Annotated in this window: 14 protein-coding genes and 1 pseudogene; 6 read left to right on the forward strand and 9 right to left on the reverse strand. The window is 59.2% G+C overall.

Annotation, left to right across the window (positions count from 1 at the left end; genetic code table 11):
* The first annotated feature begins 68 nt into the window (after nucleotides 1-68).
* On the forward strand, nucleotides 69-1,346 hold the full coding sequence (locus ABD742_RS17275; RefSeq protein ID WP_234751106.1) for an MFS transporter: 1,278 nt from the start codon (nucleotides 69-71) through the stop codon (nucleotides 1,344-1,346).
* Nucleotides 1,347-1,358: 12 nt separating this feature from the next.
* On the opposite strand, the gene ABD742_RS17280 is transcribed toward ABD742_RS17275, so the two are convergent.
* From ABD742_RS17280 to ABD742_RS24400, 3 genes are read right to left on the reverse strand one after another with little or no spacing between them, the layout of a single operon-like run.
* Complete coding sequence (locus ABD742_RS17280; RefSeq protein WP_234751105.1) at nucleotides 1,359-1,610, reverse strand: YegP family protein; 252 nt, start codon at nucleotides 1,608-1,610, stop codon at nucleotides 1,359-1,361.
* A 24-nt stretch (nucleotides 1,611-1,634) separates the two neighbouring features.
* Nucleotides 1,635-1,850 (reverse strand): hypothetical protein, encoded by a 216-nt coding sequence (locus ABD742_RS17285; protein ID WP_234751104.1) that lies wholly within the window; start codon nucleotides 1,848-1,850, stop codon nucleotides 1,635-1,637.
* A gap of 18 nt (nucleotides 1,851-1,868) precedes the next feature.
* On the reverse strand, nucleotides 1,869-2,051 hold the full coding sequence (locus ABD742_RS24400; protein WP_372460931.1) for a DUF2599 domain-containing protein: 183 nt from the start codon (nucleotides 2,049-2,051) through the stop codon (nucleotides 1,869-1,871).
* 480 nt (nucleotides 2,052-2,531) lie between these two features.
* Between ABD742_RS24400 and ABD742_RS17290 the strand changes: the two genes are divergently transcribed.
* The 5 genes and pseudogenes from ABD742_RS17290 (at nucleotide 2,532) to ABD742_RS17310 (ending at nucleotide 8,073) form a co-directional block, all read left to right on the forward strand.
* Entirely contained in the window at nucleotides 2,532-2,861 is a 330-nt protein-coding gene (locus ABD742_RS17290; RefSeq protein ID WP_234751103.1) for a hypothetical protein, read from the forward strand.
* Nucleotides 2,862-3,164: 303 nt separating this feature from the next.
* Nucleotides 3,165-3,758 (forward strand): hypothetical protein, encoded by a 594-nt coding sequence (locus ABD742_RS17295; protein ID WP_234751102.1) that lies wholly within the window; start codon nucleotides 3,165-3,167, stop codon nucleotides 3,756-3,758.
* A 107-nt stretch (nucleotides 3,759-3,865) separates the two neighbouring features.
* Nucleotides 3,866-4,606, forward strand: a complete 741-nt coding sequence (locus ABD742_RS17300) for an Rv1352/Rv1906c domain-containing protein (RefSeq protein WP_234751101.1) — start codon at nucleotides 3,866-3,868, stop codon at nucleotides 4,604-4,606.
* Nucleotides 4,607-5,208: 602 nt separating this feature from the next.
* A pseudogene (locus ABD742_RS17305) lies at nucleotides 5,209-5,889 on the forward strand (DEAD/DEAH box helicase); the annotation flags it as partial.
* Nucleotides 5,890-6,849: 960 nt separating this feature from the next.
* Nucleotides 6,850-8,073 (forward strand): RNA polymerase sigma factor, encoded by a 1,224-nt coding sequence (locus tag ABD742_RS17310; protein ID WP_234751331.1) that lies wholly within the window; start codon nucleotides 6,850-6,852, stop codon nucleotides 8,071-8,073.
* A gap of 19 nt (nucleotides 8,074-8,092) precedes the next feature.
* On the opposite strand, the gene ABD742_RS17315 is transcribed toward ABD742_RS17310, so the two are convergent.
* The 6 genes from ABD742_RS17315 to ABD742_RS17340 form a co-directional block, all read right to left on the reverse strand.
* Nucleotides 8,093-8,518, reverse strand: a complete 426-nt coding sequence (locus ABD742_RS17315) for a very short patch repair endonuclease (protein ID WP_234751100.1) — start codon at nucleotides 8,516-8,518, stop codon at nucleotides 8,093-8,095.
* Between the two features lie 95 nt (nucleotides 8,519-8,613).
* On the reverse strand, nucleotides 8,614-9,984 hold the full coding sequence (locus tag ABD742_RS17320) for a DNA cytosine methyltransferase (protein WP_234751099.1): 1,371 nt from the start codon (nucleotides 9,982-9,984) through the stop codon (nucleotides 8,614-8,616).
* Between the two features lie 121 nt (nucleotides 9,985-10,105).
* Nucleotides 10,106-15,694, reverse strand: coding sequence for an ATP-binding protein (locus tag ABD742_RS17325; protein ID WP_234751098.1), 5,589 nt, complete (start codon nucleotides 15,692-15,694; stop codon nucleotides 10,106-10,108).
* 8 nt (nucleotides 15,695-15,702) lie between these two features.
* Nucleotides 15,703-17,130 (reverse strand): hypothetical protein, encoded by a 1,428-nt coding sequence (locus ABD742_RS17330; protein WP_234751097.1) that lies wholly within the window; start codon nucleotides 17,128-17,130, stop codon nucleotides 15,703-15,705.
* Nucleotides 17,130-19,577 carry a hypothetical protein gene (locus ABD742_RS17335; protein ID WP_234751096.1) on the reverse strand — a complete coding sequence of 816 codons (2,448 nt, stop codon included), beginning with the start codon at nucleotides 19,575-19,577 and terminating at the stop codon, nucleotides 17,130-17,132. The genes ABD742_RS17330 and ABD742_RS17335 overlap by 1 nt, the downstream gene beginning before the upstream one ends.
* A gap of 110 nt (nucleotides 19,578-19,687) precedes the next feature.
* Nucleotides 19,688-20,374, reverse strand: coding sequence for an NUDIX hydrolase (locus ABD742_RS17340; RefSeq protein ID WP_234751095.1), 687 nt, complete (start codon nucleotides 20,372-20,374; stop codon nucleotides 19,688-19,690).
* Nucleotide 20,375 lies beyond the last annotated feature (1 nt).

Here is a 20,375-nt window from a genome sequence, read left to right on the forward strand (position 1 = left end):
CCCTCCCACATCCCCAGCACGCCTAAGGCGTTGCCTTCTGTGTCCCCAAGAAAGTGGTGCCTCAAAGCATGTCATCAACGGATCTCAAAGCGGCCGGGTTGAAAAGCGCCGGGCGCTCACGCGGCGGACTGCCGCCGGTGGTGTTCGTTCTCACCGCCGGAACATTCCTGATGCAGACAACCGAGTTCTTCATCGCCGGTCTGCTACCCGAACTCGCCAGCGACCTCCGGGTCAGCGTTCCCCACGCGGGCCTCCTCATCACCATCTTCGCCGTCGGGATGATCATCGGATCGCCGGCGATGATCATCCTGACCCTGCGCCTCCAGCGCCGGCTCACCCTGATGCTCTCGCTTCTGCTGTTCGCGGTCGGTCATGTCCTGGTCGCCGTCAGCCCGAGCTTCGAAGTCATCTTCGCGGCCCGTTTTGTCACAGCCTGTGCCACCGGCGCCTTCTGGTCCGTCGCCGTCGTGGTGGCGACCCGCGCGGCGGGCCCCGCGGCCGGATCGCGCGCGCTCGGCGTCGTCATGGGTGGAGGAAGCCTGGCGACAGTGGTTGGCGTCCCGCTCGGGGCGTTCGCGGGGCAGATCGCCGGCTGGCGGGCTCCTTTCTGGGCCTTGGCCATCCTCGCGGCAGCCGCCGCGGTGTTTATCGTCCGCTTCGTCCCGCACGAAGAGCCCACCGGGGCGACGCCGTCCCTGAGCTCGGAGTTCGCGGCGCTCCGGTCCGGACGATTGTGGCTGGCCCTGGCCTCCTGTGCCTTGATCATGGGAGGCGTCCTGGCAACGTACAGCTATATCGCGCCCTTGTTGACGGACCGTGCCGGCGTCCCGGCTGCGATGCTGCCGTGGGTGCTGTGCTGCTTCGGCGTGGGCGCGCTCCTCGGCAACTACACGGGAGGCAGGCTCGGAGACCACCGGCCGTACGCCACCACCATCACGGCTGCCGTCGCGGCCACGCTTTTCCTGCTCGCATTGTGCGTGTTTTCCGAGCAGGCCCTGCCTGTCGTCATCCTGATCACCCTGGCAGGCTTTGCGGGGTTCGTGGTGAATCCCGTGGCGTTCGCGCTTGCGGTCAAGTTCGCCGGCAAGGCCCCGACGCTTGCGTCCGCGCTGACCACGGCCTCGTTCAACTTCGGCATTGCCGCCGGCTCGTGGGCGGCAGGCCTCGCCCTCAGCTCCGCGGCAGGCGAAACCGGGCCACCGGCAGTCGGAGCGGCGATCGCGTCTTTGACCATCGTTTCGCTCGGGGTGCTGTCAGCCAGCCAGCGCCGGGCATCGCGGGCGAACGGGACCGCTGGCCACGGGCCATCCGAGGAAACCCGCGAGTGCGTTGGCTCGTCGCTGTAATCCTGGAACCGTTCAGAATGTGGACGTGTGGACCTCGATGAGCCCGCTCGCTGCAATTTCCCGGAGTTTGTAGATCCCACGGGCCACGGCGTCCTTGTCGTGGAAGGGGCCGGACACCGCGAGCTCCCTGCCGAACTCGTCAACCAGCCTTACCCTGCAGCTGCCTCCGTTGGCGAGCCCGGGTTCGGCCAGCGCATGAGGCGCGAGCTCGACGCCTTCATTGCCGCCGCCGCGATCGAAAGCCGCGAACCCGCGCTCGTTCATGAAATGATCGAGTGGCTGCTACTCCTAAGGTGCCCGTCTTCTGAGCACAATGAGCCAAGTAATGGATCCGGCAACCACCAGGATGCTCCCCAGCCAGATGGCCTCCTGCAGTGGTGGGGTGGCCTCTGTCAGATTGGCAGCGTCAATCTCAAATGTCCGCACTGTCCACATCACGGATACGACGGAAAAGACTACAAGACCAAGCGCACCAATGATGATGGGGGCTGTTCGGTTACTCATTTCGTCCTTACTTCCGTACTACCAATTGCACCGGTACCTGATGAAGTCGACCGGGTTGGTCACAACTCGGCGCCAACCCTCCAGATCCCAGGTATTGTTGGGTGGCGGCTCGAAGAAGATCATGAACTTTCCTAAGGCATGGCAGACCCACTGCTGATGGAGGATAGCCTGATTCACCCGGTTACGGGTCTTGGTCTTCAGCTCGTCCCAATCACTTCATTTCAGCAATTGGGTGGCACAAGGGCCGCCCAGTTCGCCGTAAAAAGGCTATGGCTGGATTTGCCATCTAAGTGGTGAGACAGCGAAAAATACGTGCAAAAACGGCCAATCTACGTGTAATAAAGGCGCCATCTACGTGTCACAAAAGGAGCGTCTACGTGTTCAAGACCGAAACACGTAGACGGCTTCCCATCCCGCTGCAGCTAGCATCGTCACCGCTCGAATGGCGCGTTTCTATCGCTGCCGATCGAAAGCTACGCCCGCACCCAGAAGGTACGCCACAGTCAGCGTTTCCGGTCTCACACCACCGGAAGCAACCAGCTGATACTTGCCTTCATCAGCTCTGACGGTCCCGGCAGCGGAGGGAGCGCATCCATACGATCAGTCAGCGGCGCCGGCCTGTCCTGGACGCTCCGCCAGCGCACTAATACCCAGGCCGGCACAGCCGAAATATGGCAGGCAGTGGCACCTGGCCCGCTCACCAACGCCACCATTACGGCAACTCAAAACTCGGGCTCGTGGCAGTCAGCCATGACCGTGGTGGCGTTCAACAACGCCGACACCGCCCAAGGTGCCACAGCCGGAGGCTGCGCCGCCACCGGAGCGCCAAGCGCCAGCCTCGCCACCACCTGCGCTGGCTCATGGGTTTGCGGAGTTGGAACTGACTGGAACGCTCCGCTGGCCCGAACCGTCGGGGCGGCCCAGACCCTGGTTGACCAATACTTCCCCCGGCCGGCGATACCTATTGGCTGCAGCGCCAAATCGGCCCAACAACCACCAGCGGCACCGTAGTGACCTTCTACGACACCTCCCCCACCACTGATCGCTGGGATCTGGCTCTCATCGAAATCCTGACCGCCCCATAGGCTCTCGAGATTTGCCCAATGACGGCTTGAGTATTTCCGTTCGAGAAAGCTCGTCTCGGTGGGCAAACAGGGAGTTGACTGGCGTTTTCAGGGATCTCGCCTGAAATGTCCGACCCCGATCCTAACGTGAATACAGCAGGCTGCCGAGAGTAAGAGCAGGGGTAATTTCAACGCTTTCGCACTCGCGGCCCTGCATTGTCTCCGAATCGCTCAACCCGAAGGACCTATCATGACCGAACCACTCGGACCGTACGCCCAGCCGGCACCGGCCGCCCCCGCGCCCTCGAAGGGCAGCGGCTTCGGCACCGCCGCCCTCGTGCTGGGTATTCTTGCCATCGTCTTCTCGATCATCCCGATCGTCGGCTTCGTTGCCTTTCTGCTCGGCCCACTTGCCATCATCTTCGGTGTCATTGGGTTGACCCGTAAGTTCTCCAAGAAGGGAACCTCTGCTGCCGGACTTATTTTGGGCGTTCTGTCCGTGATCGTCGCAATCATCGTCACTGCCATCATCGGCGCTGCGGCTCAGAGCGTCAGCGACTCGGTGAACAAGGAACACAAGATCGAGTACGTCGTCACAGTTAGCGGCAAGGCTCATGTCTCCTACTGGACCGATGGAGGCACCTCCAACGAAGACATTACGGCGAACTGGAAGAAGGATGTCACCGCCAAGGGCTTCAACCTGAGCTCTTTGATCGTCACCGGTGATTACACGAGCCCGACCAATGTCACCTGCGAAATCCTGGTCGACGGTCAGAGCGTGTCAAAGAACAGCGGCTCTGGAACCACTGCCATGGCGAGCTGCACCGGCAGCAGCTCCAAGTAGGAGCAGCTCCAACGCGGGATCCGGCGCTTCGTCTGGCTGGCGTCAGGAAGCGCCGGATCTCCGTATTTTGCACTGATTCAACGAATCATGAATGGGGATGAATGATCATGAACACAACATCTGAACCGGGCCCTGGTCCCGAAGAACCTGAACCAGCCGTGGCACCGGAAATGCCGACGCGGCCGCCGCAGGTCGGCACCCCATCAGAGCACACGACGCCGGCCGGTCGCGAAAGGGTTTTCTCTCCGGGAGGGTTCAAACAGATTCCTCTGTGGGCCCGCATCGTGGTGCCCGCAACCCTAATCGCCGGTCTAATCGGAGGAGCAGCACTCGGTTTCGCCGTCCGGCCGGCCGTCAGCTCGACGAAAGAATACGCGGCACTGAACGACGAGCTGACCGCCAAAATCACGAGCGGAGACGAAACCATCAGCAAGCTTCGCGCCGCGGCGTCGGACAAGGACGCCCAGATCAGTACTCTGCAGGCAGCAGCCGACGGCGTGAAGACTCTACAGCAACAGTTGGCCGACAAGGAGAAGACCTTAGCTGGCAAAGAAGCAAACTTGGCCTCCCGTGAACAGAAGCTCAGCGATGCGCAGAAGCAGGTGGCCGCCAGCCAGATCAAGAGCGGTCTTCATGTTGTTGGCGGGGACGTGCAGCCAGGCACGTACACAACGACAGGACCGGACGGAACCAACTCAGTCGGCTGCTACTACGCGTGGAAAACGGGCACTGGCAGCGACGCCAGCATTAAAGACAACAACATCGTCAAGGGTGCGGCCACTGTAACCCTCGCAAATGGCGAGGTGTTCGAATCGACCAGCTGCACCGCTTGGACAAAGATCGGATAGAACGGCGGTGGAGGGTGCGGGCCGGTCTTCGGCCCCCCCACTCTTGCTGGCGGAGTCAGCGCCAAAATAGACGCCGCCGAACCTCGTCAAGGTCCTCTCATAAGCCGTGATGCAGTGCGGCGCCAGAAAGCGATGAGGCAATCCAGTGAACCCGCGCCTCCCAACGGATCGTCTTGAAGACGGCAGCCAGATGCTCGCCGTGTGGAGCGCTTCACTGGCCTCGAGTACTAAATCCGCCGACTTCTGCACCCTCGCAAGAGCGTTTGCGGATACTGAGACACATCAAGCGGAAACTCAACGTTGTAAACGCCCGCGCCGAACGGCGAAGCGACTTCCGTTTGCGGGACACTTCAGGCACCGCCATTCGGTGAGCCTAATAGTCGCTCCCGGAAGCTAGGCTCACGAGGAAAGACACAAAGCGCACTTTGAGGATTGCAATGGGGCAAAATTTCATAAGCCGGGCCATATCCCGGCTTAAACTGGGTCGACGGGTCGATGCCGACGAGCAGGCCAGCCCGGTTGATTTGGCGACGTCATCGCCAACCGTCGCCAATACTGACACGCTCATTGCAGACGCTTCCAATCATCCGAGCGCCCCTTTGATGCGTGCTTCGGACCAGATTGCCCGGCAGGAGCGGAACCACGCAGAAATCGCCGCGGTGGCCGAGATCGCACACCGGCTTAGCAACGAAGCTCCTACCAGCACGATTGAGCAACACTTCCAAGTCGAGCCGACCCAATATTTCGTAATTCCCAAGGGGCCAGGCCCTACCGTTCCAGAGCCACTCCGCCCGACCACGGTCTCCAATCGGGATGGATCGGGACCAGTCGCCGCGCTATGGAATGGCACCGCGCAAGCGCTTGAATCCGCCGCCTCTTATGCCTGGCAACAAGAAGCACTGGACGCATGGCACCAGCATGGACGCCGTGGAATTGTGGAAATAGTCTCAGGGGCAGACAAGGTCGGACTCGGAATAATGGCCACCGCAGAAGCAGTTCGACAGGGCCTCAAAGTCCTAGTTCTGATTCCTAGCTCCCACCTTCAAACTCGATGGCTCGAGGATTTGAACGTGCATTTGCCGAACGTGAGGACAGGTGGTCTCGAGTCGCTCGATAGCCTCGATGTGCTTGTGGCTACTGCGCACTCGAGTATCGTGCGAAAGTTCGTGACGGGTCAGCAAGTGGGCTTGATTATCGCCGACGAATGCGACACCTACGCTGAATCAGCGTGGGCGACGGCAGTACAGGCCGGAGAACGTAATTGGCGTCTCGGCCTAACGGCTGTGTTTGAGCGGTCGGAAGCTCCCTATCAGCAGCAGCTGGAGCGTTTCTGCGGCGGCGTCGTGTATTCGCTCTTGTACGACCGGGCTTTGAAAGACGGCGTCATTGCTCCGTTCGACGTTGCCCTTGTGGGAGTGGACCTAGCAGTCTCGGAGACGCAGCGATACAACAAGCTTTCAGACGACATGCTGGAGGTCGCTCGTTACCTTGAGCGCTACGCCGATGTGCCAGGTGAACCTTCTTCTGCGTTCATGGCTCGAGTGGCCTCTCTGGCCGCTGAAACGGAATCACGACCGGTGACGGTTCTTGCCCGCAAATATATGAACTCGATCTCATCCCGCCTTGCACTGCTCACCCAGATAAATACCAAGCATGAGGCCCTCACCTTTCTCAACTGCATGATCACTGAATCCTCTGAAGCGCCTGCATTCACGCAGGCTCAGGAATCTGCACTAGCGGAACAGAGTGCATTGCGCGGTGTCCAAGACCAGGCTGATGCTTCATTTGGTGAGCAAGGAGAGGGCCGTCTGCTGCAGAATTCAAGCAGTCTTCGAACCGGGGCGACACAAGTCTTTCCTGTTCTTGGACGCGTCGAGGAGGGCACCGACGTACTAGGGGTAGATCTGAGCATCCTCTTGTCGGCGGGCCGCAGTCACAAACAAGTGGTTCAGCGACTCGGGCTCCTGACCCGAAAGAAAGTCGACGGTCGCCACCGACGGCTCGCCGTTTTGTACGCCAAAGGCACAATTGAGGACCCTAGCTTGGCTGTGGACGAGTCCCTAGGTCGCCTTCTCCAGCATGCACGACGAGTGGCTTACTTCGACTTCGGAACCGACATCGACCGTCTGGAGGAGTTCCTTGACCACCCATCCGCCCCCTCCCGTGCCATCCACAGTTTGCCTAAAAGGAACCGTTCAGGCGGAGGTGACAAACCGGCGGAGACGAGCGACAAGGGCCCCTCCATTGTTGGGGCCGAGAAAGCTGTCGAAGACGCGTCTACGGCATCTCTAGCCGCCAATCCTGAACCCATGAAGCGCCGGCCCAAGCCTGGTGCCAGTGCCGCAGCAGAAGCCGCTGACAAGCCCCGGCCGTCCGATGACATTGACGTTGAGCTGGACAGAGACCTTGACGACTTGGCTCCAGATCCGTCCTGGCTGAGGGAAGAAGAATCCGCTAGCAAGACGGGCGCCGCCTCCACCGGCTCCGGCTTCGTGTACTCCGGCGCGGAGGAATACGAGGCCCCGGCCAAGCTGGCGCTGTCTGCCGGCGCCACGGCCGACCCCGTCAAGGACTATCTGAAGCAGATCGGCAAGGTTGCCCTGCTGAATGCGGAGCAGGAAGTCGACCTTGCACTCCGCATTGAAGCCGGCCTCTTCGCCGAAGAGAAGATCAACGCCGACGACGGTTCCATGGACCCGAAGCTCAAGCGTGAGCTCGAGTTCATCATCCACGACGGTAAGAGGGCCAAGAACCACCTCCTCGAGGCCAACCTGCGCCTCGTGGTCTCCCTGGCCAAGCGCTACACCGGCCGCGGCATGCTGTTCCTGGACCTCATCCAGGAAGGCAACCTGGGCTTGATCCGTGCAGTGGAGAAGTTCGACTACACGAAGGGCTTCAAGTTCTCCACCTACGCCACCTGGTGGATCCGCCAGGCCATCACCCGCGCCATGGCTGACCAGGCCCGGACCATCCGCATCCCGGTGCACATGGTGGAAGTCATCAACAAGCTGGCACACGTCCAGCGCCAAATGCTGCAGGACCTCGGGCGCGAACCCACGCCTGAGGAACTGGCCCTCGAATTGGACATGACCCCCGAGAAGGTTGTTGAAGTCCAGAAGTACGGCCGCGAGCCCATCTCGCTCGATCTCGAGGTACCAGATGGGAACGGGCACCTGCAACCTCTTGGGCACCTGATCGAAGACTCCGATGCCGTCTCGAACATTGATGCCGTGAGCTTCACGCTCTTAAAGGAAATCCTCCACTCGATGCTGGACACGCTATCCGCTCGCGAAGCCGGCGTAGTAGCTTTGCGCTTCGGTCTGACCAACGGACAGCCGCAGACCTTGGAGGAAATCGGTAAGGTCTACGGCGTCACACGTGAACGGATCCGCCAGATCGAGTCCAAGGCGATGTCCAAGCTGAGTCACCCCGCGCGGTCCCACGTCCTTCGGGACTACATCGACTGATCTGGAGTTCGCAGGCCAATCACCGTTCGACGGCCTTGCATTCCAGGAATTCTGCAACATCGACCACCAGATTTGCGTTTTCAGCCACTTCACACTCCCAAACATCGAGGTAAGTCCACCCCATTTCAGTCAGCCGTAACCTCTGGGCGGTGTCTCGAGCCTGATTTCGCCGCCGTTTATCCGCCCAGAAGTCGGTGTTCGATTTGGGCAAGCGCCTACCCACGGGACAGTCGTGCCCATGCCAGAAGCATCCGTTTACGAAGATGACTTTTCTCCGACCGGCGAACACTAGGTCGGGCCGCCCGGGGAGAGCTGGGTCATGTAGACGATAACGAAATCCGGCCGCATGCAGAACACGCCGAAGCTGCAACTCCGGTTTGGTGTTCTTCGAGCGAATCTTGGCCATGTGCGCGCTGCGCTGCGCTGCGGTCATGAAGTCCGCCATGGAACAATTTTACCGGCCCGACTCCTCAAAAGGACACGAGAGCCGCAGTCTCACCCCGAATTCGATGCCGAACGCCGACCCGAATTTCCGACCATCTAGTCAGTCAGGAGAGCCTTCATCTTTCTTCCCACCGCGAGCGCCAGCCAGGGCGAGACAGCATTCCCAACCTGCGAGTACTGCGGAACCTCAAAGCGGCGCCGTTCGGAGCCCGTGGTTTCTTTGCCTAGGAATTCGAAGTGGTCCGGAAATCCCTGGAAGCGGGCCATTTCTCGAACGGTGAAAATCCGCGGTTCGATGGGATGGACATAATCGTCAGGGAGCGTTACTACTGTTCTGGCAGGTTCCCTCCAGCCGAGCACCTTTTGGGAGTGTTTCTTAGTAGCAAGCACGTAGGCGAGTTCGACGAGATCGTCCAGGGAGTCGGCAAGGCGAACACCGTCCGGCGATTTCGCCGGCAGAGGTGCGTGGAGTAGCCGGTGCTTCAACAGAAGCTTCGCATCATCCTCTGGAAGCCTTGCGGCGTGGCTGAAGAGTCGCTGGTCTAGGCCGTTCTGCGAAAGGTACTGATAGAAGCGGAACCGCTGTGTCGTGCGCTCGCCATGCCTGCGACGGACATGGTTTGGGACCTCAGCAGAAACCGGGTTACGTCCCGGCCAAAAATCTTTCGATAACGATTGCACATAGGCCGCAGAGTAGTCGTCGGTGATTGCGGTTCCTCGCGCCATAAGGTCACCTACAGCATTGCCCACGGACTCCATCCCGGATTTCAATTTGGTGGGGCGTGGCGCCAATGATGGAATGTCGCCGCCAATTTGGTCGACGAAATCGGAACGCCAGGTTTCATGTGTCGCAGTTACGCCGCGATCGGCCGCTACGTCCGCCCTAAGGGCGATGATCATCAGCCGCGGACGGTGCTGCGGGGCGCCGTAGTGAACGGCGTTAACGTGAACACCTTGAACGACATATCCATTGCCAGCCTCGGCCAGGGCTTGTTGCAGCTGACGGAAGGAGGATTCCTCCCCTTGCGAAAAGCTTCGATCCATCCCGACTACGTTTTCAATCACTACCGCCCGGGGGCTAGTGACTCCGACAAATTTCAGATATTGCCATGGAAGCTCGTTCCGGACATCCGCGGGATTGCGCCGTCCAGCCAAGGAGAATCCTTGACACGGCGGTCCACCAACCACGAGGTCGAGCGCATTCGAGCGGAGCCTCTCGATTGCCGCAGTGTTCTCGAGCAGGAAGCTTAGTTCGCGCACAAGAAGGCGCGACGAGATCTGATTATCTTCCTGTGACGCGACGTACCTCGCCCATTGCTCGGCATCGGAGGCATCATCAATGAAGTTGTGGTAGAACGTCCGGGCCGCCATATCAGACTTCTCGACAGCTAGCACCAGCTCGCCGCCGGCTCGATCGATGCCCAGGGAGAGGCCCCCGCAGCCGGAAAACAGGTCAACGTATTTCATAAGGTTCCTATTCTCCCCCACCTAACACCATGCCTTCGACATCCTGCCCGCGCATCGGAGCGCGTCGCGAAGCGAGATTTGATGCCTAGCGCAGCACTCCGGGAGCATGGGGTCTGTCCAATTAGTCACTAATCTGGGGCGCCTGCTCAATCAACTTGAAGAATGGCACCTCCTCGATGAACTTTCCCGAAAAGTTCAACGAGCTGTACAAGGCATGATGCACCTTCTGGCTCGAAATCTTGCCAGCGATATCTGCCGTGACATGGGGCAACCCCAGTTGCTGAAGTTCCTTCAACGTCACCGAAGGAACCTTGTGGAGGAACCAGGTCAACAAGGGCTGCCCATAGTTTCGGCCGTCCTTTTTGAAATGGTCGAGGTATTGCGAAGCAAGAATAACGCCGAAGCCGAATTCCCTGCCTTGCAACATCAGGTTCATAAGCACGGGGAAGTTGTACTTCATGATGTTCACCGCCTCATCCACAAGTAAGAAGGAGTTTAGTCTCCTCAGCTGCGGGGAGCTCCCGACGAATGGCCACTTTGTGGAGTTGAGCATGTAGTCGTAATACAAGTTGAGAAACAAAACTACGAGAGCGTTCTTCCCGTTGTCGTCCGTGCCGAAGTCGTTCAGAGCAACAATGACAACTTTGTCTTCCATCATTTCTTCGAATGAAATCATCTCCTCAGGATCGTCGCTGAAAATTTCGCCGAGAATGAACGGCTTAAGGATAGATGTCACTGCGTCCGGTTTTTGACCGTCGCTATACGATGTCAGGACCTCGGCCAACGTTGGCGGAGCGCCCTGCTTCTCCTTGTAGAGGTTGACGATGCAGGTGACAAGCCGATCCGTCTGAACTGGACCGATATTGCCATAAATCTTGTCCAGTACATCGGCGAACTGCTGGGCGCGCTGGTAGGCCGCGAGAGGAGAATATCCCTGGCGGAGGGAGAAGATATTTATCGGGATGCGGTACGGTTTCAGGACTTTACCGTCTACGGCCTCCAAGAAATCTGAGGATTGGAAGTCCCGCTTGTAGTCGAAAATGAGCATCGACAGCGGTGTCTCCTGATTAGTTCTGCTTCCCTCCCTGAGTTGATAGACAAGGGCTTTCAGGAGTTGGGTCTTCCCGGTCCCAAGGTCACCGACGACGCCGATGTTCATCTGGTTAAGTTCGGTGTTGCTTGGCCAGTATTCTGCCGTGGCGGCTCCGAGCGTCCCGAGGACTCGACCTACGTTGAATCGAACACCGGCACCACGAATACCGCCGGCGAAAGAAGCGTCGCCAGCCAACTCGTCGTGGACCCCTTTTCGGGGGTCGCTCGGCAGGCTAGAAAGCACGGGATCCTCTATGGTCGGCCCTTCCGCCGGGAACGCCTCCGTTTCTAACGCACACTCCTCATTGTCAGGTTGGGGCTCATGCCTCCCTTCGACGACGTCGGGCTCCTGTGACCGCAACGGCTCCGGCTTCGGTTTCGGTTTCGGTTTCGGTTCATCATCGTCGTGCGGGTCTTCGTCAGAACGGATCGCGGCGGGAAGCTCGATTGGGTTGCGCAGCGCCCACTGAACGAGATTATTCCATTCCTTGACCAACTTGCTTTCCGGATCCGCGACTGCCTCGAAGGCGTGGCCTGCATTGGCTGCGAGAAGGCCAAAGCCTGAGCCGGGCGATGCGGCATCGACCTCCAATGAATGCACCGCTCGAAAGTTTTCGCCCTCCGAGGTAAATGCATCATGCTTGAAATAGCACACCAACGGCTGACCAGTTCGGACTTCGAGGTTTCCGTTGACCAGGTCTTCAAGGTGCCTCGCCAAAACTTCCGGCTCAGCGCTACCGCCCGGCCGCAAACGAATTGCGGCTTCAAGGAGCGCCGCAAGCCCGTTGGCCCACAAGGCTTTATCCGCCCACGAACCGCTAGCTGCAATGTGACGCGAGCTTTCCGCTACGCTAATCAACAATTCTTCCGTTGCAAGCACCTGCTCCAGCGGCTCATTCATGGCCGCATCACTCGGCCCGGGCAGGTTGCCGTTAGTGTCCTCCGACCCGAGCCCGTAGAACTTAATTTCCACTGGCGAAAGAGTGACTCCTTCGTCATTCATCCGGACGATCAAAAGGTCAGCACGGCGCATCTGTGCGGCATGGTTCGTACCGCGAGCGAGAGCTCTCAGAAAGTTATCGCAAGCATCGATGGGCAATACGTAGGTATTGTCGGACTCCTCACTGAGGCGGTTCATTAGAGCGAAGGCCAAGTAAAAGCCAAGAGCGCCTGACGCGTGCGTTCCACCCATTGACAACAGCGAGGACAGACCCACGCCGCGGGCCCCTAGCTGGCCAAGTAAGTCGTCCAGCGCCTCGTCGGTCACAATTCCGCCTTGAGCCTTTGCGAGCAGCTTCTTAATCTGTGCGCGAAAGCTCCCGGGAACCCTCGCCACCGAGACGAAAGGGCGGCGTTCCAAGAGAGGAACATCGGCCGACGCGTCAAGGAATGGCGGTCGCCACTCCCACAACATCTGGCTACCGCCGCTCGAGTGCTGAACGATCTCTGCCATCGCACTGGGATTCATCAATGCTTCGCCCGAGACTGTCCAGTCCGCAGAATCGTTAACCAAATTTGCCTTAAACAGCTTTGAGATGATCTGGGGGCTGCTTGCAGCGCCTTCGACAAGTCTAAGTGCCCTCGAAAGTGGCTCCCAACCTGTTTCAGGGCGAAAGGTAGGATGCGAAGTTGATGACGACTTTGATCCGCCGTTGCCAGCCACAGACTCGAATCGACGCAGCGGCGCATCACCCAATACTCCCAGATTTCGGCCTTGGCCTGACTGAACTTCAAGGTGAACGCCGGCGTCTTGGAGGATGCGGATGTTGCACCTCTTCATATTCGCGCTGTCGGGAGCATATCTCGACCAAGTCAGCGGAACCCCCTTAGCGGAGCGCACCAAACGCGCCATCTTTTCCCGGGGCGGCTCGCCCGATCGGCGATTCGAGTCCCAGATCCTGGCCCCACCGATCAATGGAACGTCGGGCCTCCTAGTCCAAGCCTCGATCTCCTTCAATACAGCCTCGTCGACCTCGTGAAGACGAGTTGACTCTGAAGACGCAGACAAGTCAACCGTCAGCGTTGAAACATGGGGATTCATCTGACGATAACTGCGCAGTGCGGCTGCAACAGCCGTCGCGTTCAGCCCGCTTGCTGCGCTTCCAGGCGCAGGCCGATCGCCAATTCTGTCAGGCGCTTTCAGAGGCTCCGATCCCTCGATCGACGCACGTACCAGCATTGACCATCCGAGGAACAACTGATCGTCCCCAGTTTCCATTGGAACCGCGAGCATCCGGCCACTCGACATTTCTTTCGGGCCGAGAAGGGGGAAATTCCACCCCTCGACTGTTCCCGCTAGGTGTCCCGCCCAATCGGATTCCCACAGGACCGATTCAACACCCGCCAGCCATGACAGTCGCACAGGATGCAGGGGACTGAGGAGGACTGCTGAGCATTTCGCAGCAGGTTCCGTCTCCCACACGCTAATACTGAAAGGGTAAGCGGCCCAGAAAACTCCAGCTGGATCGCCGATCCAACGGGCCTTTTCAACGAGGTCTGCATAAGCCGTCAGGTACCGTTCTAATTCGCCACCTCGGTTTTCCCAAAGGTGGCGCCAGGAAGTTTTCGAGGGCCATTCGACGTACTTCGCACCGTCGGCATCCAGAGTTTGCATAGCGCGTAGGAGGTCCAACTCTTTAAACGCAGCTCGGAATTCTTCTGCTTCAGCCGAATATAATATGTGATCAGGTACCTGGAAGTCGCTGATGCTGGTCCAGGTTGCGGCCATATCGGCGTTCATCAGGAGGCCGGCACGGGCCTCCAGATCTTCAAGCGGGAACGTCCTATCTGAGGGCATGACCACGTGCCCCATGCACGCGTTCCACTCGCTGCCGAGCAAATCTTCGGTAAGCAACGATTCGTACAGCCCTCGAATTGACTGTAGGACTGCCAAGTCCGGCCGATCCTTGGTTACCCTGTCCCTACTCACCGCTGCAACGATAGGCGATTGAGGGGCCTCTCGACTTTCCGCGGCCCGTATCTCGAACGTCTTGTCGCCGACAACAATATTCGCCAAGCTCACGGGGCTCGCATCGACCGCGAAGACGCGAGGTCGCCCGTTCAGCGGCTGCATCTCTGTTCCTTCGTAGAGGGGCACAGCCCCGTCACCGGGTGTACAGACGATATACCGATACTGGGAGGCACTTCCGTCGAGCGTGGCCCCAAAAGTCCCTCCGTCGGGATCGGAGCCTACGTATTTGGGCTTCCCCGCCGCGCCTTTTACCTTCAGGGGCAGGTAAAGCAATCCCGCAGTGTCGAACGGCGCAAGAAACACGTCAAATGACAGGGCGGTGTTCACTCGGCCGGTAAGAACGTCCCCGGCTGGCACTTTGAGCTCGAAATGCATAGGTCGCGACGGAGCTTTGCCGTCCTCTCGGCGAATGTGACCGACGGCCCAGAGAGCACCGGAGTCGTCCAGCTGCAGGCGGCCGGACCAGTATGTCTTTGTTGACTTGGTCGTGAAAGTGAGGCCCGTGGATTCAAGGTCCCCTGCCGAAGGTCCGCCCGTTATTGGAATCCTGACACGGACTTCTTCGGACAAAATCCCAGCTGACTGTTCGTCGGCTTCAGTGCTCGCGACAGCGACTGAGCTGGAATCACTCCGCCCCACCGCGGTGAGAGGCCTACCCATTGCATCCGTGATCTGGAATTTAGCCTTTGTTAGGTCCTCGCCCAGAGGCTCGACGAAATCACGATCCGACAGGGAACTGAGCGCCTCGGTAACATCAGACCCCGCTGGTGAATAATTTGCAAGGGCGACTGCCTGATTGTCGTCGGCGGCCATTTGACTGTCGATCCCCGACCAATCAACGTCTTCCAATGCATGGTGGCCTGACTCGCTGCCGGCAAGCTGGCCCAAGGCTCTCGCAGTTGCGTTGATGGTGGTCTCGTCGGCCCAGTACGAGTGCAGGGCGTCCACAAACTCTTTAGGGGAGTACTTGGTTGGACCGGCTCCAAGCGGATGGGGCAGCCGGAATGCGGCATAGGTATACCGCTCGAAGACATCGTCAATAGACAATTCCGGCGCCACCAATTTCGTGGCGCGAATCTTCTCGACGAGTCGGGTAAGGCCGACGCCTACGTGCCTAAACCAGTATGTGTTCCAGCTTTCCGTTCCCTGACGTAGTTCCTTATGCACGGCGGCCAAAAGGGAAAGGCACTCTGCGAGTCTGGTGCTCGCAGCATTCGGATCCCAACCGATCGTGGCGTCGATTTCGGTGACGTCGGCTACCTCGGCGACAGCAGCTTCCGCGACAGTTTGTAGCGAAACCTCTTGAGCAGCGCCCTCAGGAAAATTCTGACCGAGAACTTCGCGGAAGGCCTGAACGAAAGAGGCTAGATCGGGATGCTTTCCGACGACCACAGCGAGTCGGTCGTCCTGACGATATTTGATGGCGTTTTGCGCGGAGACCCTTATGCAGAGGTGATCTTCGTCGCTCTCCCATCCGGCTGACACAAGAATCGCGTAGGGAGGAGCCGCCGGCCGAAGCTGATTCGCTCGCCGGACAATGGCCGCCGCGGTCGCATCATCTATACCTTCAGGCAGGTACGCCGCAGTCAGCGTGTCCAGGGACGACAGGCAACGCCCCAGTACTGAACCAAACAATTCCAACTCCACAATGTCTCCTAGAAAGCGCTTTCGATGATGACGCCGCGATCGGCATCGGCACTGCCCCGCGCCAGTCCTGCCTTTTCGAGTAGCTGAATCAGGTCGCCAGCCTCTGGCCGCAAGCCGAGCTCCTCGAGACTCAGCATTAGGGTGGCCACATCTGAGGTCTTTCCGGGTCCGTCACATGCAAGGCTTGCCACAACCGCCATCCACTCTGTCCCGGGTTCGACTGTGAGAAAGCGCCCGTTGGACCGGAGAAGTCCGTAGTAGTCGGCGAATGGGCCACTAGCGTCACGCGTTAGCAATGCGTATTTAACTGCTTCCCATGTATTTGCGGCCGACCGTTCGCCGCTGCCCAAGGCCAAGGTGAGGGATCCCCTAAGCTCCCCATCTTCTGACATTGCACCTAGAACAGCAGCAAGGTCCTTGTGAGCTGCCTGGTGTGACTCCAGCCAATCTTCCAAAATCTTCCGGAGCTTTGAGCCACGATGCACCCGCCAGGACAGCAGAGGGGCAACATCCCTCACCGCGACAGAAGAGCGACTCGACTTCCAAGGAAGGATTTCCGGCACCTGTTCCCTGATCTCACTCCAGCTGCCCGGTTTGCCGCTCAGTATCCGACGAGCCACGGTCTCGTACCAGGCAGCTTCCCAAAGGAAGCCTTGTCCGAGAGCGAGGCGAAGTACGGTGGTTGCCCAGTCAACCCAAACCCTCGCAGGCAGGGCTTTAACCCAGTCATCGCCAGTCAACTTTTGCCAGGCCTTGGCAAACCAAGCGAACGGCGTGCCCAGATACAACCCACCCTGTTCATATTGCGGCGCGCGCGCGCTGACCAAGTCATTGTCTTGGAGATGTTCGGGATATCCCGCGTCAAGGAGCACCGCCTTTGTTGCATTATTAATTGCAGACAAAAGCGGATCTATCTCACAACGTTTGTTAGCAGCATTGAGCCAGAGCCGTGCAGCTGTAGTTGGTTCATCGCCCTCTTTGAGGCCCAACCGGAACAGGGCTTCAAGGATTCCCCCCAGGTCCGGGGGGTTTTTCGTCCGTTGAAAACCGCGCATATCCTGTAGCAATGCAAACGCGGGCGTAACAGGGCTGGCAGCTTGGCTCTTGCTTTTCTCAGCCTGCACCCCCGCGACGCTGTTTAGCACTGCTGAGGCAAGGTCGACCTCGTATTTTGCGTTCGTAGCAAGTCCCTGCACAACCAGCTGGTTTCCGTAAGCCACGAGCTTCGGACCCTCCGGCGCCGTTGACCTCACTTTCAGCGTCGCCGTGCCGGAGGTCTCGGACTTGAACATGTACCCTACTGGAATACCGTTTTCGGATACTTCTTTTGCACGATGGTCGTGAACCTTCCATGCCAGCGAAGAGATGAAAGCTTCCGGCACCGACACGTATTGGGGCCGATTCAAAGGAAGAATGATGTGGGTCGCAGCGACCATTAATAGCCTCCAGTTACGGTCATGCTGAAGTCCGAGTTACCCACCACGATGCGGTAGTTGGCCTGATTCAGTTGCTCGGGAATTAGACGGGCAGCTCGAAACCTCTCCAAACGGGGGGACGTCACATCTGTCATTTCCGTCACCCCCGCGTGCTCATGACCGCAGGCCAGAGCTTCTCTTACCAAAGGAAAGTCCAATGGCATGCGGGAGATCTCCTTGCCTTGTTCGCTCAGTATGAGGAACAGTGTCTCGGAATCCCTGTGTGTCTTCATTTCGACGTCGCCAGTCTTGAGTGCAAGCTTCGGCTCGGATTGCACACCAACGATCGGATCAGTACGGCTCGCCAGAATGGGGATCAGCGAAGCAGATTCGACATCCCCTGGCCTGCGTTTCGGTCGAAGTAGGGTGCGAAGCCCAAATCCCAGCTCGTCGGGAAGGTTAGGACTTAGATACCAGGCTTGCGTCCATGCGGCGACCTGTGGCCTGAAGGCCGGGATTCCATTGGCAAGGGCGTACAAGCGCCCGAGATATCCCCCGTACCAGGAGATGAAGGCGTAGCGATCCTTATCTCCTATCTTCGGGCTGTGCATTGCTTTGACAAATGCCCGGTCTACCGTTCTATCAAAGTCAGTCAGGACCTCTGAGAACGGATCCTGAGAATCGAGGTCGTCCTCTAGACTTTCGAGCGGTGAGCCGTTTGTTACGGGGCCGGCGAAAGCATCGGCCAGAGGTGTCGCCCATCCCGAATCCCAGCTGCGATCGTAGCGCCCCGGAATCGCGTCCCTCATTGGATCCACGAAGTGGGTGAGCTTTGTAATCGGGTTGCCAAGCGGATCGAAGTTCTCCGACCCCGGATTCCGACCGCCGAAAATCGCCTGGGAGAAACGCAGGCCGGCGAGCAACTGGAGGTCCTTGAATCGCAAAACGGCGTCGGCGTCGCTTGGTTGAAGACGCGTCACGAGAGCAGAGAGCTCATCCCTACCAATCCGATCCGGCGCGTCACCGAGGACGCAACGGGTGATTGCTCCCCATATCTCGCGGAAGGTCATACGCTGCCCGGAACTAAGCTCGGCTCCGCGTACCACGGTCATGATTCCAGCACGGATTCGACTCGAGCGAAGAGACTCGATATTCGCTCTGATCGGATCGACTAAGGGTTGGACATCCTCATATGAGGCGCCGGTCGATACGAAGTCGATGACTTTGCTGAACAAGGCGCCCGCAGGCGTGACGAAGTCCATGGCTGTCCGCTTCGCAAAGTCGACGATTCGATACGGTTCAGCATCGAAAACGGTGCCACGAGCGTCGCTAGAGGTGATATGTACCTCCGGACGCCGTTCGAGCAGGGAGCAGACGTCGACGAACACCACAAGCACACCGGCTACGATGTTGGGCCCATCCAGAAGGTGACCGGCGCGAAGGTACGGTTCATCGCAGTCGGTTTCGACGTTCCAGTTTGATTCGCCTGGTACTTCCCCGGCCAGCCAGCGCACAATGGCCTGACCTGCGGAGTATTGCGACGCCGGCGTGGAATTGGTGGAAGCTGCTTCCTCAACGAGGATCCCTCGATTGACGCAGGCCACGAGGTGCCTGCCTGAGTGCGCGGACGCATCTACGTCTTTCGTAAGCGGGTTCCGACGGTGTTCGCTACTACCGATAGTGGCATCGTTGATGAGTAGAAGTTCCCTGTTTCCGGCTTTGTATCGATAGCTCCGGTGAGCCAATCCATCTTGGGGAGCCTCGATCGGATCTAACCCCGCAACGATCTCAGCCGTGGCGTGGGATTTTCCCGCTCCCGGCCCTCCAACGAGGAAAAGGAAGCGAGGAAGAGCGCCGCTGGTTAGACCGCTCTTGAACCACGCGCAAGCCTCCTCAACTCCCGCGGGCCGAGGCGCCGTGGGCAGAAGACTCAGTCCGTCGCTCGTCGGCTTTGCCGCTACGTCGCTTCCGCCGGTTGTCCTATCCCACAACTCTCCCAGCGTATCCCAGTAGGCGCTCTCTTCAGCGTTCACGAACTCCCCTTCAATGCGTGGCTCAAAGGTATCACCTGACACCGTCATAGATTTCAGAGTGGCAGGGGGAGTTGCGCCACCGCGCCTTGCAATTTCGGGAAGCGCCGCGTCCCCATCGGAATGCGAACCATCTGGGAGCGGAAATTCGCCCAGCCTCTGAAGAACGCGGTCCTGCAAGGCAGCCTGAAAGTGGGGACGCGGTTTGTACCCAAAAATGTACCTCCGACCCATCCCATCCAGAACGGCACTCAAGTTACACAGCTTGAATTCGATGGAGGCATGCGACCTCTTTACGATTTCCTGGAGCTTCAGGTTGGTTTGCCGCTTGTTGTAGTTTGCACCCGCAATCTCGAGCTTCAGCATCATTACGTAACTGTCGATAAGTGCGTCAAGTTCGTCATCAGACCACTGGAGTGCGCGTGTTTCGTTGAGCATTTCATCAGAATACGGTTCATGCACAATCGCCCTGACTACGACACTCGTCTCCGAGGCTCGAATCTGCCGCTTGGCGTCGCTTGGCGACCGAGGGCGGAGCCATGTCAGAACTATGAAGTCAAGATCCTCTGCCCACCCCGCACCCACAACCGCGAAGGCCTTCCCCGCGTCCCGTCCGACATCTGCCCGGTCCCAACAAGCTTCGGCTCCATGAACCGCCGGAACGTGTCTCGCATCAACGTCTCCCCCGCCACCGCTTCATGCAGCGTTCGCAAGTCACGCAGCGTGAACGGCTCATCCAACAATGCACCCGGATCCGGCATCTCCGCATAAGCGGCCCGCATCCATTCCACGGCCTTCGCCACGATGTCAGCGTGACCGTACGGCAACTCGGCCACGACCCCAGGTTCACCAGTCACCGAAGCCAGCCTGACGCCGTCGGACTCTAGCGCCTCCCCCAGCTCCGCCAAAGGAACCACATCAACGTGCGCCACGGAGAGCACCCAACCACGGTCATCCCGAGCGGGATCGTCGAAGACGTGCAGCTGCCGCGGCACCCGGCCCGAGATGCCAGCCTTCTCGCGGAGGCACCGCAGCACGGCATCGGCCAGCCGCTCGCGCTCGCGAAGGAAGGTGCCCGGCAGCGCCCACTCCCCTACCCGGTGACCCTGATCGCGCCGGACAAGGAGCACACAAACACTGCCGTCCGCCACGGTCAGCACCGCAGCGTCCACCGCAACCGACGGCCGGGGGTAGTCGAGCAGGGAGAGTCCGGAGCTGTTCTTGGAATCCTTCACA

Source organism: Arthrobacter ramosus (assembly GCF_039535095.1).
Taxonomy (GTDB): Bacteria; Actinomycetota; Actinomycetes; order Actinomycetales; family Micrococcaceae; genus Arthrobacter; species Arthrobacter ramosus.

Coding starts and splice junctions, on each gene's coding strand:
- ABD742_RS17275 (WP_234751106.1), top strand. CDS start 69: ATGTCATCAACGGATCTCAAAGCGGCCGGGTTGAAAAGCGCCGGGCGC.
- ABD742_RS17280 (WP_234751105.1), bottom strand. CDS start 1,610: ATGAACGAGCGCGGGTTCGCGGCTTTCGATCGCGGCGGCGGCAATGAA.
- ABD742_RS17285 (WP_234751104.1), bottom strand. CDS start 1,850: ATGAGTAACCGAACAGCCCCCATCATCATTGGTGCGCTTGGTCTTGTA.
- ABD742_RS17295 (WP_234751102.1), top strand. CDS start 3,165: ATGACCGAACCACTCGGACCGTACGCCCAGCCGGCACCGGCCGCCCCC.
- ABD742_RS17300 (WP_234751101.1), top strand. CDS start 3,866: ATGAACACAACATCTGAACCGGGCCCTGGTCCCGAAGAACCTGAACCA.
- ABD742_RS17315 (WP_234751100.1), bottom strand. CDS start 8,518: ATGGCGGACTTCATGACCGCAGCGCAGCGCAGCGCGCACATGGCCAAG.
- ABD742_RS17320 (WP_234751099.1), bottom strand. CDS start 9,984: ATGAAATACGTTGACCTGTTTTCCGGCTGCGGGGGCCTCTCCCTGGGC.
- ABD742_RS17330 (WP_234751097.1), bottom strand. CDS start 17,130: ATGGTCGCTGCGACCCACATCATTCTTCCTTTGAATCGGCCCCAATAC.
- ABD742_RS17335 (WP_234751096.1), bottom strand. CDS start 19,577: ATGCTCAACGAAACACGCGCACTCCAGTGGTCTGATGACGAACTTGAC.